The following is a 14,611-nucleotide window of genomic DNA, read 5'->3' as shown; positions in this document are numbered from 1 at the left end:
GGGGACAAGTTGCTGACAGTCGAAACCATTGTCCAAAGTCTCGCGAGCGGCCTGTTGATGGGCCTGCTCTACGGACTGATCGCCGTCGGCCTCGCGCTGATCTTCGGCCTGATGGACGTTACGAACTTCGCCCATGGCGAGTTCCTGATGATCGCGATGTACGCGTCCTTCTTCCTGTTCGCGTTTTTCGCCATCGATCCCTTGCTCTCGGCACCGCTGGTCGCGGCTGCGATGTTCGTGTTCGGCGCGGTGATCTACCTGCTGATCGTACGGTTCGCGATGCGCGCCAAGACCAATGCCGGCATGGTGCAGATCTTCACCACCTTCGGTCTCGCCATCGTCATGCGCGGACTGGCCCAGCTGTTCTTCACGCCGGATTATCGCAGCATTCCGCAATCCTGGCTCGGCGGCAAAACCGTCTCGGTTGCGGGCATCTTCCTGCCGGAGCCGCAGCTGGTCGGTGCGCTGGTCTCGATCGCCGCCTTTGCCGGCCTTTACTTCTTCATCCATCGCACCGATTTCGGCCGCGCGCTGGAGGCTACGCGTGAAGATCCCGGTGCGGTCGCACTGGTCGGCATCGACAAGAACCGCGTATTCGCGTTCGGCTGGGGCCTTGGCGCTGCGCTGGTCGGTCTCGCCGGCGCGATCATGGCGGTGTTCTTCTATATCTACCCCGACGTGGGCGCGTCCTTTGCGCTGATCGCCTATGTCACGGTGGCGCTCGGTGGCTTCGGCAGTGTGTTCGGCGCCTTTGCCGGCGGCATCATTGTCGGCCTGGTTGAAGCGGTCACTGCCCTGATGCTGCCGCCGTCGCTGAAGTCGGTCGGCATCTACGCCGTATACCTGCTCGTCGTCTTCATTCGGCCGCGTGGCCTGTTCGGGTCGATGTGATGGACAAGAATTTTTCCGCGCGGCGCCGCCGCGATCTCATCATTGCCGCGGTGCTGGCCGCGCTTGCCGCGCTCGCGCCGCTGTTCGTCAAGAACGTCTATGTCCAGAACATCCTGGTCCTGACCTTGATGTATGCGGCGCTGTCGCAGAGCTGGAACATCCTCTCCGGCTATTGCGGACAGATCTCGTTGGGCCACGCGCTCTATTTCGGCATCGGCGCCTACACCACCGAACTGCTGTTCACCAAGTTCGGCGTGTTGCCCTGGTTCGGCATGCTGGCGGGCGGCGGGATCGCGGCTGTTATCGCGATGGGGCTCGGCTATCCCTTCTTTCGCCTCCGCGGCCATTACTTCGTGATCGCGACCATCGTCATCGCCGAGATCGGGCTCCTGCTGTTCCAGAACTGGGAATGGGCGGGCGCTGCGATGGGGATCACCATTCCGGTACGTGGCGACAGCTGGCTGAAATTCCAGTTCATGCGCAGCAAGCTGCCGTATTTCTATTTCGCGCTGGCGCTGTGCTGCATCGCCTGGTTCGTCACCTGGTGGCTGGAGGACTCCAAATGGGGCTTCTGGTGGCGCGCGGTAAAGGACAATCCGGAAGCCGCCGAGAGCCTGGGCGTCGTCGTGTTCAATTCAAAGATGGGTGCGGCCGCGGTCTCCGCGTTCCTCGTCGCCATCGGCGGCGCCTTCTATGCGCAGTTCCTCGCCTATATCGATCCCGAAAGCGTGATGGGCTTCCAGTTCTCGCTGCTGATGGCGCTGCCGGCTGTGCTCGGCGGCATTGGCACCCTCTGGGGGCCCGTGCTTGGCGCGGCCATCCTGATCCCGATGACGGAGCTGACGCGCTCCTATATCGGCGGCTCCGGCCGCGGCGTGGATCTCATCGTCTACGGCACGCTGATCGTCTTGATATCGCTGGCGCTGCCGCAGGGACTTGTGAGCCTGCTCTCTCGTTCGAAAACGAAAGGAGCCACGCGATGACCGCCCTCCTTGAAACCCGCGGCGTCTGGCAGCGGTTCGGCGGCCTCGTCGCCAACAGCGATGTCTCGATCTCGGTCGGTCGCGGCGAGATCGTCGGCCTGATCGGTCCCAACGGCGCCGGCAAGTCGACGTTGTTCAATCTCATCGCCGGCGTTCTGCCGCCGACGCAGGGCTCGATCTGGTTCGATGGCGAGGACGTCACCAATCTGCCGGCGGCCGAGCGCTGCCAGCGCGGGGTGGGGCGCACCTTCCAGGTGGTCAAGAGTTTTGAGACCATGACCGTGATCGACAACGTCATTGTCGGCGCGCTCGTCCGCAACACGGTGATGCGCGAGGCGCGCCGCAAGGCGCACCAGGTGCTGGAGTTCACCGGCCTTGCCGCGCGCGCCGACGTGCTCGCGAGCGACCTCGTGCCGGCCGAGAAGCGCCGTCTCGAAGTCGCCCGCGCGCTCGCGACCGAGCCAAAGCTGCTGCTGCTCGACGAAGTGCTCACCGGCCTGACGCCGACCGAGGCGCAAACCGGCGTGGCACTGGTGCGCAAGGTGCGCGATGCCGGCATCACGGTGTTGATGGTCGAGCATGTCATGGAGATCGTGATGCCGCTGGTCGATCGCGCTATCGTGCTCGACCTCGGCAAGGTCCTGGTCGAAGGCAAGCCCTCTGAGGTCGTGCGCGATCCCAAGGTGATCAAGGCATATCTGGGAGATCGTCATGCTGTCGGTGCATGAAATCACGACCGCCTATCAGGGCCTGGTCGCGATCTCCTCGGTCAGTATCGAGGTCAGCAAGGGCGAGATCGTCTGTGTCGCCGGGGCCAACGGTGCCGGCAAGTCGACGCTGCTCAAATCGATCGCCGGTGCCGAGCGTCCGCGCTCGGGCACCGTGACCTTCGACGGCAAGCTGCTCAACGGCATGGCGCAGCATCACATCACGGCCGCTGGCATCGCCTATGTGCCGGAGAACCGCCGCCTGTTCCCGCGTCTGTCCGTGCGCGACAATCTGCGCCTCGGCAGCTATCTCTATCGCGGCGAGGCCAACCGCGAAGAACCGCTCGATCTCGTGTTCAAGTTGTTTCCGCGTCTGTCCGAGCGGCTCGAGCAGCGCGCCGAAACGCTCTCCGGCGGCGAACAGCAGATGCTCGCCATTGGCCGCGCCTTGATGACACGGCCGCGGCTGTTGATGCTGGACGAACCCTCGCAGGGCATCATGCCCAAACTGGTCGACGAGATTTTTCAGGCGGTGAAGCTGATCCGGGATTCCGGCATGACCGTCCTGATCGTCGAGCAGCGCATGGCCGAATGCCTGGAGATCGCCGACCGCGCCTACATCCTGCAGACCGGCCGCGTGCTGATGCAGGGCCCGTCGGCCGAGATCAAGGGCAATCCGGACGTGCGCAAGGCGTATCTGGGGCTGTAGCTCCACCGGTCACTGCGAGCGCAGCGAGGCAATCCAGAATCCCTCCGCGGAAAGACTCTGGATTGCTTCGCTGCGCTCGCAATGACGAGGAGAGAGCTGGGCTCTAATGCCCGTGCTCCGGCAAAGTCACCCCGAACACCTGCACCAGATCCTTCACCTGCTCCGGCGATAAATACCGCGGGTTCAACCCGCGCAGCAGCAGATACAGCTTCGCCGTTTCCTCCATTTCCTCCGTCGCGAACACGGCCGCTTCCAGCGTGTCGCCGGCGACGACAGGGCCGTGATTGGCGAGCAATACGGATGAATATTTCCCGGCCAGCCCCTTGATCGCATCGGCCACCGCAGGATCGCCGGGGCGGTAGTAGGGCACGAGCGCGGTGGCGCCGCATTTCATGAGGTAATAGGCCGTCATCGGCGGCAGCGCGGCGCGTGGATCGATCTCCGGCAGCATCGAGAGCGCGACCGAATGCGTGGAGTGCAGATGCACGATCGCCCGCGCGCTTCCGCGCGTGTCATAGAGCGCGGTGTGCAGCGAAACTTCCTTGGTCGGCGCGTCGCCCGAAACCAGCCGGCCCTGCTCGTCCAGCCGCGACAGCTTTGCCGGATCGAGGAAGCCGAGCGAGGCATTGGTCGGCGTCACCAGCCAGCCGCCGCCATCCAGTCGGACACTGATATTGCCTGATGAGCCCGGCGTCAGCCCGCGCTCGAACAGGGACCGTCCGAACCGGCAGATATCCTCGCGCAGCCTTGTTTCAATGCTCATTTCGGTATTCATGGCCGTCATGCCTGCTTGTCTCACGCTTTGGCAGCGCGGCCAAGCCGTGTTATTCGAGATCACGAGCCGCCGCAAAGGCGGCCCACCGGGAAACGTTCGCAAGGGTTAGTTGCATGTCCGCCTCCACGACACAAAACCAGCGCATCGCCGTCATCGGGCTCGGCTCGATGGGATATGGCATGGCGACCTCGCTGAAGCGGGCCGGCCACACGGTGACCGGCTGCGACGTTTCTGCTGATGCGGTTGCGCGTTTCGTCAAGGATGGCGGGGCCGGAGCCGCGACGCCGGCCGAGGCGGCCAAGGGCGCCGACATCGTTGTCAGCGTCGTCGTCAATGCGGCGCAGACCGAGACGATCCTGTTCGGCAAGGACGGCGTCGCCGAAACCCTGCCAAAGGACAGCGTCTTCATTTCCTCCGCCACCATGGATCCTGACGTCGCGCGGCGTCTGGCCAAGCAATTGGAAGCGACCGGCCGGCACTATCTGGATGCGCCGATCTCCGGCGGCGCGCAGCGTGCGGCGCAAGGTGAGCTGACGATCCTCGCCTCCGGCAGTGCGGCCGCCTTCGCCAAGGCGCGCTCCGCGCTCGACGCCATGGCGGCCAAGCTCTACGAGCTCGGCGATGCCGCAGGGCAGGGCGCTGCGTTCAAGATGATCAACCAGCTGCTTGCCGGCGTCCACATCGCGGCTGCCTCGGAGGCGATGGCGTTTGCGGCCAAGCAAGGCCTCGACATCCGCAAGGTCTATGAGGTGATCACCGCATCCGCGGGCAATTCCTGGATGTTCGAGAACCGCATGCCGCACGTGCTCGATGGCGATTACACGCCGCGCAGTGCCGTCGAGATTTTCGTCAAGGATCTCGGCATCATCCAGGATATGGCGCGCAGCGCCAGATTCCCGGTGCCGGTCTCGGCCGCCGCGCTGCAGATGTTCCTGATGACCTCAGCCGCAGGCATGGGCCGGGACGACGACGCTTCGGTGGCGCGCATGTATGCGCAGGTCACCGGCGTCAAGCTTCCCGGCGACAAGTAAAAGAGGATTTCCAATGCCCCGTTTCGCCGCCAACCTCTCGATGATGTTCACCGAGGTGCCGTTCCTCGATCGGTTCGATGCGGCCGCGCAGGCCGGATTCACCGCCGTTGAATTTCTCTTTCCCTATGAGCATCCGGTGGAAGCGGTGAGCGAGCGGCTGAAGCGCAACGGCCTGACGCAGGCGCTGTTCAATTTGCCGCCGGGCGACTGGAACGCGGGTGAGAAAGGCTTTGCGGCGCTTCCCTCACGCTTCAATGATCTCAAGGCGAGCCTGGAGACGGCGCTGCCCTACGCCAGGGCCACCGGCGTGAAGCGGCTGCATTTGATGGCGGGCATCGCAAACCGCGGCGAACGCCTCGCGATCGAGGCCTTCTACAAATCGGTGGCATGGGCCGCGGAGTTCTTCGCAGCCCACGGCATCGACATCGTGCTCGAGCCGATCAATCCGCGCAACGTGCCCGGCTACTTCCTCAACGATTTCGGCTTCGCGCGCGATTTGATCCAGGAGCTGCGATTGCCCAACTTGAAGCTCCAGTTCGACATCTATCACTGCCAGATCATCCATGGCGACGTGACCATGCGCCTGCGCGAGATGATGCCGATCATCGGCCATATCCAGGTCGCCAGCATTCCCTCGCGCAACGAGCCTGACGGCGAGGAGCTGAACTATCCATTCCTGTTCGAAGAGCTCGACCGGCTCGGCTATGCCGGCTTCGTCGGCTGCGAATACAATCCGCGCGGCAAGACCACCGACGGTCTCGCCTGGTTCAAGCCCTATGCGGGAGTGAAATCGTGACACTTGCGTTGGGTTGCATCGCCGACGACTACACCGGCGCCTCCGATCTCGCCAACACGCTGACGCGCGCGGGCCTGCGCACCGTGCAGACCATCGGCGTGCCCGCCGATGATCTTGATCTGCCCGAGGTCGACGCCGTCGTGGTGTCGCTGAAGAGCCGCTCGATCGAGGCGGGGCTCGCGGTGTCGCGCTCGCGGGCGGCCGAGACATGGCTGCGCAGCCGCGGCGCGAGCCATGTGCTGTTCAAGATCTGCTCGACCTTCGACTCCACGGATGCCGGAAATATCGGCCCGGTCATGGATGCGCTGCGTGCCGATTGCGGCGAGGCCGTCGTGCTGGTGACGCCGGCCTTTCCCGAGACCGGCCGCACCGTCTATCAGGGCAATCTGTTCGTCGGCGCCGTGCCGCTGAACGAGAGCCCGCTGAAGGACCACCCGCTCAACCCGATGCGCGATTCCAACCTGGTGCGCGTGCTGGCTCGCCAGAGCAAGACGCAGGTCGGGCTCGTCGATCTCGCGACCCTCTCGCGCGGGGCGGAGGCTGTGCGCGGCCGGCTTGCCGAATTCTGGGACAAGGGCATTGGAGCCGCGATCATCGACGCCGTGTTCGACCGCGACCTCGAGACCATCGGCCTTGTCGCCGCAGAGCATCGGCTCTCGGTCGGCGCCTCCGGCATCGGCCTCGGGCTCGCCCGTGCGCTGGTGTCGACCGGCAAGGTCAAATCGGCCGCGGCCAGCAGCGAGCAGGGGGCCGCCGTCGGCGGCCAGGTGGCGTGCCTCGCCGGAAGCTGCTCGCAAGCCACCCTGCAGCAGATCGCCAATGCCGAACGGGTCATGCCGGTACTGCATCTCGACACCGACCGTATTCTTACGGGGGCAAATGAAGCGCAGCGCGCGCTGGACTGGGCGAGGGAACGACTGGCCCAGGGGCCGGTGCTGATTGCATCGAGCGCGACGCCGGCCGACGTCGCTGCCCTTCAGGCGCGCCACGGCCGCGACGCCGCCGGACACGCGATCGAGCAGACGATGGCCGACATTGCGGAAAATCTCGTGAAATCAGGCGTGCGGCGACTGATCATCGCAGGCGGTGAGACGTCCGGGGCTGTCGTCGACCGATTAAAGATTCCCGGGTTTCTCGTCGGAGTGGAGATCGCCGCGGGCGTCCCGGTGCTGCGCGCTGTTGGCGCTGCCGCAGGTGAGATGCTGCTTGCACTGAAATCAGGCAATTTCGGCGGGCCGGAGTTTTTCTCGGATGCGATGAGGCTCATGCGCTGAGCGCAGGGCATTCTTAGCGCGCTGTTCATCTCTTTTGGGTTCCTTATCGGCGCGGAGTCGTCGCATTTGGTCTTCGGCCAGATGTCGGCGCAGCTCCCTTTGGTTGATCCTTAAGACACCCGGACGCGCCCGCGCCAGCACAAGAGACCTGATTATGCTCGCCACTATCTCCATCCGCGCCAAGATCATCAGTGTCGTGGCGTTCCTGCTGGCCGCGATGGCCGGCATGGGCCTGCTCGCCGTCATGAACATGCGGTCGATGAATGCCAATACCGTCGACATCACCACGAGTTGGATGCCGAGCGTGCGGGTGCTGGGCGAGATGCGGGCCGCGGTCATCACCTATCGCAACGTTGTTCGCGAGCACATGCTGTCCGAGACGCTGGACGATAAGCTGGCGCAGGAAAAGACTGCGGCGGTCGTGACCGAGGCGCTGGGTAAGGCCCGAAAGGCCTACGAGGCGATGATCACCTCGCCGGAAGAGCGGGCGCTCTATACCGAGTGGTCGAAGCTGTGGGCCGAATACCAGAAGGGCGCCGAAGACGTCATGGAATTGTCGCGCAACGAGTTTGGCAAGGTCCCGCACGCCGCGCATGAGTTGAATACCAAGACCGTCAACAAGATCGGTCTGAAGTCTGACGAAGTCCTGGCGAAGGATATCGAGCTCAACACCAAGGGCGGTGATCAGGCGGCAAAGGATGCCGCCGACAGCTACTCCTTCGCGTTCATGCTGCTCGCGGTCATCCTCGGCGCTGCCTTGATCGCCGGCATCGGCGTCGGCTTCTACCTCGTCCAGGACGTCTCCAGCGGCATCGACTCGATCACACGGCCGATGCAGGCGCTCGGCCGCGGCGATCTCTCCGCCGAAGTCCCGCACCAGGGCGAGAAGACCGAGATCGGCGCCATGGCCGACGTGCTTCAGGTCTTCAAGGAGGCGCTGATCGCCAAGAAGGCGGCCGACGAGGCAGCCGCCGCCGATGCCGAAGCCAAGATCGAGCGCGGCCGCCGTGTCGACAACATCACCCGCGAGTTCGAGACCATGATCGGCGAGATCGTCCAGACCGTGTCGTCGGCCTCGAGCCAGCTGGAGGCCTCCGCCTCGACGCTGACCTCGACCGCCGACCGCTCGCAGCGGATGGCGACCACGGTTGCCGCTGCGTCGGAAGAAGCCTCCACCAACGTGCAGTCGGTGGCTTCCGCGACCGAAGAGATGGCCTCCTCCGTCGGCGAGATCAGCCGGCAGGTGCAGGAATCGGCGCGGATGGCGGTCGACGCCGTCGGCCAGGCCCGCGCCACCACCGAGCGGGTCAGCGAGCTCTCCAAGGCCGCCTCGCGTATCGGCGATGTCGTCGAGCTGATCAACACCATTGCCGGCCAGACCAACCTGTTGGCGCTGAACGCCACGATCGAGGCCGCGCGCGCCGGTGAAGCCGGCCGCGGCTTCGCGGTGGTTGCCTCCGAGGTGAAGGCGCTCGCCGAGCAGACCGCGAAGGCGACCGGCGAGATCGGCCAGCAGATCTCGGGCATCCAGGCGGCGACCAGCGACTCGGTCGGCGCCATCAAGGAGATCTCCTCGACCATCGAGCGACTCTCGGAAATCTCCTCGGCCATTGCGGCCGCGGTGGAAGAGCAGGGCGCCGCGACCCAGGAAATCGCCCGCAACGTGCAGCAGGCGGCACAGGGCACCCAGCAAGTCTCCTCCAACATCACCGACGTGCAGCGCGGTGCGACCGAGACCGGCACGGCCTCTTCGCAGGTGCTCTCGGCGGCGCAGATGCTGTCCAACGATTCGAGCCGGCTGAAGAACGAGGTCAGCAAATTCCTGACCAACGTTCGCGCGGCGTGAGCGGTCCTGCGCGTTCTACGCCACCCGCCACTCCGGCACGCCGTCCGCGGCCATCGTGATGTCGCCGAGCGAGCCGACCGGCGTGCGGTCCATGTTCAGCAGATGCCCTAGCGTGCCCTCGTCGCTCGCCGGAATCCGCGCCAGCGTGCGCCGGTCATCTTCCGTCCGCAGCATCACCACGCCGTGCTCGACATCTCCGCCGCGGCCATAGAGCACGGTAAAGCTCTCGACCTTGCCCTTGCCTGAGGCCTCCGTGATGAACTGCGGCACCGCGCCCTTGTTGCGATCGGCCTCGGCTTGCACGCTCGTCTCTTGCGCCAGCGCGTCGCGCGGCGCAATCTTCGACACGACCAGCGCGTGATGCTTGGTAACAAAACCGCCCTGGCCGTAGAGCAGGCCGAGCTTGTCGCCACCGCGTATCCGACGCACCATGGCGCAGGCCGCATGCGTCATGTAGGTGTTGAGCGGCGCACCGAAGAAGGTGAGGCCGCCGGTCACGGTCGGCGGTACGTCGGCGGAAAGGCCGAGCGTTCGCCGCGCCATCTTCGGCACGCACGGAAAGCAGCTATAGAGCTCGATCGCGTCGAACTTCTTGCCGTCGCCGCCCGCGAGATCCATCGCGGCCTTCAGCACGGCGTTCTGCGGATGGCTCTCATGAAACTGGTCGCGCAGCAGATAGTCGCGCGGCTCCTCGGCCGAAGCGCCGCCAAGCGGATAGACCAGCTTGTCTTCGGCGATCCCGGCCGCGCGCGCCTTGGCAAGGCTGGTGAGTAACAGCGCACCGCCCATGTTGACGCTGGGGTTGGCGACCATGAGCTTGTTGTAAGGCCAGGCGATCAGCCGGTTGTCAGCCGTCGGCGTCGTGATCTCGTCAGGCGTATAGCGCCGCTTCAGCCAGGCATTTGGATTCTGCGCGGCGGCTTCCGAATAGCGCGACCACAGCGTGCCGGATTCCGCCATCGCCTGGTGCGGGGTCTGGCCCCAATGCGCGGAGGAGGCGGCCTCGTAGAACGGATAGACCGTGACGGGGCGGAATACACCGAGCTTCACCGCCAAGGGCTTCTGGAACGCTGCGCCGCGCTTGGGCTCTTCGACGTCATGGGCGAACGGTGTCCATGGCAGCTTGACACCGGCGCGATCGGCTTTCGTCGCGGTCGATTGCGCCTCGGCGCCGCAGACGGCAGCTACCGTGCACTCACCGCGCGCGATGCGCTTTGCCGCCTCGTGGATGTAGCGGATCGGGCTCTCGCCGCCGACCGGGCCGTAATAGCAATGCGCCGGTGTGATGCCGAGCCGTTGCGCCAGCAGCCTCTCCGGATCGCGATAGCGCCAGCTCAGGAAGTTGACGACGTCGAGCGACTGCACCTCACTGATCAGCCTTGCGCCGGCGTCGGCTTCTGCGCGCTGCAAGGCCCGTTCGAGCAGGTCGAGCGGTTCGAGGCCGTCGGTGATCTCCTTGGGGCGGTCGACGATCTCGCCGATGCCGACGATGACGGGGATGTGGTGATCGGGGATGGGGGGCTTGTCGGTCATAATCCAGATTCACGATCTCAGTTGTTTCGTCATTGCGAGCGCAGCGAAGCAATCCAGAAATTCATTCGCGGAGGCAGTCTGGATTGCTTCGCTGCGCTCGCAATGACGAGGTGGATGCTACTCCGCCACCAGCGCATTCATGTGCTCGATGGCTTCGGCAAACTCTTCCTTGAACTCCTGCACCACGGCGCCGGCCGATTTCACGCTGTCGATCAATCCGACGCCCTGGCCGACGAAATAGCTGACGAGATCGCGGGCCTTGGCGTTGCCGGCGGCAGCTGCCCGGTCGATCGAATCGAAGGCGTCGCGGCTGACGATGCTTTGCAGCGGCATCGGCAGCGCGCCCGGGCTTTCGGGGGCGCGGTCCCAGGCATCGGTCCAGACCGAGCGAAGCTGCCGCGCCGGCTTGCCGGTGCGGCCCTTGGAGCGGACCGCATCGCGTGATGATGCCGCGATCATCTTCTTGCGAAAGATCTCGCTGGTCTCGGATTCAACTGTCGCCAGCCACACCGAGCCGGTCCAGGCGCCGGCTGCGCCCATCGCCATGCAGGCCGCCATCTGCCGTCCCGTCATGATGCCGCCGGCGGCCAGCACCGGCACATCACGAACCTTTTTGATCGCCTTGATCACTTCAGGCACCAGAACCATGGTTGAGACCTCGCCGCAATGGCCGCCGGCCTCGGTGCCCTGCACCACGAGAATGTCGACGCCGGCCGCGACCTGGCGCAGCGCGTGCTCCTTGGCGCCGACCAGGGCCGCAACCGGCACGTTGTGCTTCCTGCCCATCTCGATCATGGCCTTGGGCGGCACGCCGAGCGCGTTGGCGATCAGCCGGATCGGATGATTGAACGAGACTTTCAGCAGCTCCAGCGCGGTCTCGGCATCGAAGGGTTGCGGCTGGTCGTCGTCCACCTCTGTCGTCGTCAGCTCGATGTCGTACTTCTTCAGGAGGTCGCGCGTGTAGGCGCGGTGCTCCTGCGGCACGCGCGCTTCCAGGCTCTTCCAGGTGACGTGCTTCTCGCCTGATGTAGAGATGTTCTCCGGGATCAGCACGTCGATGCCATAGGGCTTGCCGTCGACGTGATCGTCGATCCATTTCAGCTCGCGTTCGAGCGTATCGGGCGTGTGAACGGTGGCGCCCAGCACGCCGAAACCGCCGGCGCGGCTGACGGCGGCAACGACGTCGCGGCAATGGCTGAAGGCGAGCAGCGGGAACTCGACGCCCAGCATGTCGCAGATCGGCGATTTCATGGTCCTCTCCCGGCGGCCTTGGTGGTGCTCTTCTTGTTTGGCTTGGCGGGCCGTTCGACGCCTGGCCTTCCTTGCCAATGATGCCACGCCGGATTCGGGCGAGCATCTTGCGCGCAGGCGTTGCGTCGTGGACCAACCATCCGGCTCCGGAAGATGTCGTCGAGTGGGCCAGATCAGCAGCGGCGCAGGCTGGGCCGGCCGGACTGCATGACGATGGCCCGAGGCCCGCGCCGGACGCAGAGCCGGCGGGGCTTGCCATCGGCTATTCGCGGGCTAATTAATGCAGGCGCATCTTTCCGCCGGAGCATTCGCATGACCGATACCCCTTACGTGCCGCCCAAGGTCTGGACCTGGAACAAGGAGAATGGCGGTCAGTTCGCCAGCATCAACCGGCCGATTGCCGGCCCCACCCACGACAAGGAACTGCCGGTCGGCAAGCATCCGCTCCAGCTCTATTCGCTAGCGACGCCGAACGGGGTGAAGGTCACGGTGATGCTGGAGGAGCTTCTGGCGCTCGGCCACAAGGGGGCTGAATACGATGCGTGGCTGATCAGAATAGGCAATGGCGAGCAGTTCGGCAGCGGCTTCGTCGACATCAACCCGAACTCCAAAATCCCGGCGCTGATGGACCGCTCCGGCCCCGAGCCGATCCGCGTGTTCGAATCCGGCTCCATCCTGTTCTACCTCGCCGAGAAGTTCGGCGCCTTCCTGCCCAAGGACACCAAGACCCGCACCGAAGCGATGTCGTGGCTGTTCTGGCAGATGGGCAGCGCGCCGTATCTCGGCGGCGGCTTTGGCCATTTCTACGCCTACGCGCCGTCCAAGATCGAATACGCCATCGATCGCTTTGCGATGGAGGTCAAGCGCCAGCTCGACGTGCTCGACCGGCGTCTGGCCGACAACGAATATCTCGCAGGCAAGGAGTATACGATTGCCGACATAGCGGTGTGGCCGTGGTACGGCGCGCTCGCCAAGGGGCTGGTCTACGGCGCCGGCGAGTTCCTGTCCGTGCAGGACTACAAGAACGTGCAGCGCTGGACCGATGAGATCGCGAAGCGCCCCGCGGTGAAGCGCGGCCGCATGGTCAACCGTGTCTCCGGCGATCCCGCCAGCCAGCTCCACGAGCGCCACGACGCATCCGATTTCGAGACCAAGACACAGGACAAGCTCGCGCCGGCGACGTAGCTCGAACCGCGGTAGGGTGGGCAAAGCGAAAGCGTGCCCACCGCTCTTTGTGACGCCCGAGATGGTGGGCACGGCGCGCGCAGAGCGCGCCTTTGCCCACCCCACGGCTCTTCCCGAGCGGGAAGAGGAGAGACCTCTACGCCATGCTCAGCTCGTGGCGGCCGACCACCATCCAGTGCACCTCGTCTGGACCGTCCGCAAAGCGCAGGTGACGGACGTCCTGGTACATCTCGGCCAGCGGGGTCCAGTGCGAGATGCCGGTGGCGCCGTGCATCTGGATCGCCTGGTCGATGATCTTGCAGGCGCGCTCGGGCACCATGGCCTTGACCATGGAGACCCAGACGCGGGCCTCCTTGTTGCCGAGCACGTCCATCGCCTTGGCGGCCTTCAGCACCATCAGCCGCATCGCCTCGATCTCGCAGCGCGCCTGCGCGATGATCTGCATGTTGCCGCCGAGATGGGCGATCTTCTTGCCGAAGGCTTCGCGGGTGAGGCCACGCTGCACCATCAGGTCCAGCGCCTTCTCGGCCTTGCCGATGGTTCGCATGCAGTGATGGATGCGGCCCGGCCCGAGGCGCAGCTGCGAGATCTCGAAGCCGCGCCCCTCGCCGAGCAGCATGTTCTCCTTCGGCACGCGCACATTGTTGAAGCGCATATGCATGTGGCCGCGCGGCGCGTGGTCCTGGCCGAACACGTACATGGGCCCGAGCACTTCGACGCCGGGCGTATCGCGCGGCACCAGGATCTGCGACTGCTGCTTGCTCGGCGCCGCGTCCGGATTGGACTTCACCATGACGATGAGGATCTTGCAGCGGGGATCGCCTAAGCCGGAGATGTAATACTTCTCGCCGTTGATGACCCATTCGTCGCCGACGAGTTTGGCCGTGGTCGAGATGTTCTTGGCGTCGGAGGAGGCAACGTTCGGCTCGGTCATGACATAGGCTGAACGGATCTCGCCGTTGAGCAGCGGCTTCAGCCACTTCTCCTTCTGCTCCTTGGTGCCGACGCGCTCCAGCACCTCCATGTTGCCGGTGTCGGGCGCCGAGCAGTTCATGGTCTCGGATGCAAGCGGGCTCTTGCCGAGCTCGGCGGCGATATAGGCGTAATCGAGATTCTTCAGGCCCTGGCCGGTCTCGTCATCAGGCAGGAAGAAATTCCAGAGGCCTTCCTTCTTGGCCTTGTTCTTGGCGACCTCGAGCACCTCGAGCTGCTTCGGCGTAAAGCTCCAGCGGTCTTCCTTGCCTTCGCCTGCCTTGGCGAACTCGATCGACATCGGCTCGACCGTCTCGCGGATGAACTTCTTGACGTGATCGTAGAGCGGCCGGACCTGGTCCGACATGCGCAGGTCATTGAGCTCATCGCCCGGATTGAGCGTGTAGTTGGTGGTGCGGGGAATATAGGCGTGTTTTGTCATTGTTCCTCCCGGGGCGCTGATCGTGTTGGCCGGGAGAATAGTCGCAGCGCCCCGAAAGTGCGAGCGCGTATTTTTTCGCGCGAGCCATGCCATGCGATGGAATTTTCGCGAGACGTTTGAAATGTTGTTTGAATGGGGGTGAGTAGCCCGGATGGAGCGAAGCGCAATCCGGGACAGAGCCAGTTTTGCGCAACCCCGGATTACGCTTCGCTCCAT

13 protein-coding genes are annotated in these 14,611 nt (G+C 64.7%); 9 read left to right on the top strand and 4 right to left on the bottom strand.

All coding sequences use genetic code 11. The annotated features are described in order from the left end of the window. Window positions 1-12: 12 nt before the first annotated feature. From ACNJX9_RS28045 to ACNJX9_RS28030, 4 genes are read left to right on the top strand one after another with little or no spacing between them, the layout of a single operon-like run. Window positions 13-891: a branched-chain amino acid ABC transporter permease gene (locus ACNJX9_RS28045; protein WP_057753786.1), complete on the top strand. Its 879-nt coding sequence runs from the start codon at window positions 13-15 to the stop codon at window positions 889-891. After that, on the top strand, window positions 891-1,874 hold the full coding sequence (locus ACNJX9_RS28040; protein ID WP_057753153.1) for a branched-chain amino acid ABC transporter permease: 984 nt from the start codon (window positions 891-893) through the stop codon (window positions 1,872-1,874). The genes ACNJX9_RS28045 and ACNJX9_RS28040 overlap by 1 nt, the downstream gene beginning before the upstream one ends. Next, complete coding sequence (locus tag ACNJX9_RS28035) at window positions 1,871-2,602, top strand: ABC transporter ATP-binding protein (protein ID WP_057753151.1); 732 nt, start codon at window positions 1,871-1,873, stop codon at window positions 2,600-2,602. Before ACNJX9_RS28040 ends, ACNJX9_RS28035 begins: the two co-directional genes overlap by 4 nt. Next, on the top strand, window positions 2,586-3,290 hold the full coding sequence (locus ACNJX9_RS28030; protein WP_439405242.1) for an ABC transporter ATP-binding protein: 705 nt from the start codon (window positions 2,586-2,588) through the stop codon (window positions 3,288-3,290). The genes ACNJX9_RS28035 and ACNJX9_RS28030 overlap by 17 nt, the downstream gene beginning before the upstream one ends. 103 nt (window positions 3,291-3,393) lie before the next feature. On the opposite strand, the gene otnC is transcribed toward ACNJX9_RS28030, so the two are convergent. Then, window positions 3,394-4,053: a 3-oxo-tetronate 4-phosphate decarboxylase gene (gene otnC / locus ACNJX9_RS28025; protein ID WP_439405241.1), complete on the bottom strand. Its 660-nt coding sequence runs from the start codon at window positions 4,051-4,053 to the stop codon at window positions 3,394-3,396. On the opposite strand from otnC, the gene ltnD reads away from it, so the two are divergent. From ltnD to ACNJX9_RS28005, 4 genes are all read left to right on the top strand, one after another. Next, a complete protein-coding gene (gene ltnD / locus ACNJX9_RS28020; RefSeq protein WP_439405240.1) occupies window positions 3,972-5,096 on the top strand; it encodes an L-threonate dehydrogenase in 1,125 nt (374 codons plus the stop codon). The two genes, otnC and ltnD, sit on opposite strands and share 82 nt — an antisense overlap. 13 nt (window positions 5,097-5,109) lie before the next feature. Next, the gene (gene otnI / locus ACNJX9_RS28015) at window positions 5,110-5,892 is read left to right on the top strand and encodes a 2-oxo-tetronate isomerase (RefSeq protein WP_439405238.1); all 783 of its coding nucleotides are present in this window, start codon (window positions 5,110-5,112) and stop codon (window positions 5,890-5,892) included. Then, window positions 5,889-7,166, top strand: a complete 1,278-nt coding sequence (gene otnK, locus ACNJX9_RS28010; RefSeq protein WP_439405237.1) for a 3-oxo-tetronate kinase — start codon at window positions 5,889-5,891, stop codon at window positions 7,164-7,166. Before otnI ends, otnK begins: the two co-directional genes overlap by 4 nt. 154 nt (window positions 7,167-7,320) lie before the next feature. Continuing rightward, a complete protein-coding gene (locus tag ACNJX9_RS28005; RefSeq protein WP_439405236.1) occupies window positions 7,321-9,012 on the top strand; it encodes a methyl-accepting chemotaxis protein in 1,692 nt (563 codons plus the stop codon). Between the two features lie 15 nt (window positions 9,013-9,027). Here the strand turns inward: ACNJX9_RS28005 and ACNJX9_RS28000 are convergent, their stop codons facing one another. Next, window positions 9,028-10,545, bottom strand: a complete 1,518-nt coding sequence (locus ACNJX9_RS28000; protein WP_439405235.1) for an acetyl-CoA acetyltransferase — start codon at window positions 10,543-10,545, stop codon at window positions 9,028-9,030. Window positions 10,546-10,662: 117 nt separating this feature from the next. After that, window positions 10,663-11,796 carry a nitronate monooxygenase gene (locus tag ACNJX9_RS27995; RefSeq protein WP_057753143.1) on the bottom strand — a complete coding sequence of 378 codons (1,134 nt, stop codon included), beginning with the start codon at window positions 11,794-11,796 and terminating at the stop codon, window positions 10,663-10,665. A gap of 312 nt (window positions 11,797-12,108) precedes the next feature. Between ACNJX9_RS27995 and yghU the strand changes: the two genes are divergently transcribed. Then, window positions 12,109-12,981 carry a glutathione-dependent disulfide-bond oxidoreductase gene (yghU, locus tag ACNJX9_RS27990; protein WP_439405234.1) on the top strand — a complete coding sequence of 291 codons (873 nt, stop codon included), beginning with the start codon at window positions 12,109-12,111 and terminating at the stop codon, window positions 12,979-12,981. 136 nt (window positions 12,982-13,117) lie between these two features. Here yghU and ACNJX9_RS27985 read toward each other — a convergent pair whose 3' ends face one another. Further along, window positions 13,118-14,395 carry an acyl-CoA dehydrogenase family protein gene (locus ACNJX9_RS27985; RefSeq protein ID WP_439405233.1) on the bottom strand — a complete coding sequence of 426 codons (1,278 nt, stop codon included), beginning with the start codon at window positions 14,393-14,395 and terminating at the stop codon, window positions 13,118-13,120. Between the last annotated feature and the right edge of the window lie 216 nt (window positions 14,396-14,611).

This window comes from Bradyrhizobium sp. BLXBL-03, assembly GCF_051853015.1.
Classification (GTDB): domain Bacteria; phylum Pseudomonadota; class Alphaproteobacteria; order Rhizobiales; family Xanthobacteraceae; genus Bradyrhizobium; species Bradyrhizobium manausense.
Note: the sequence above shows the minus strand (reverse complement) of the source record. Positions and strands in the feature narration are given on the sequence as shown.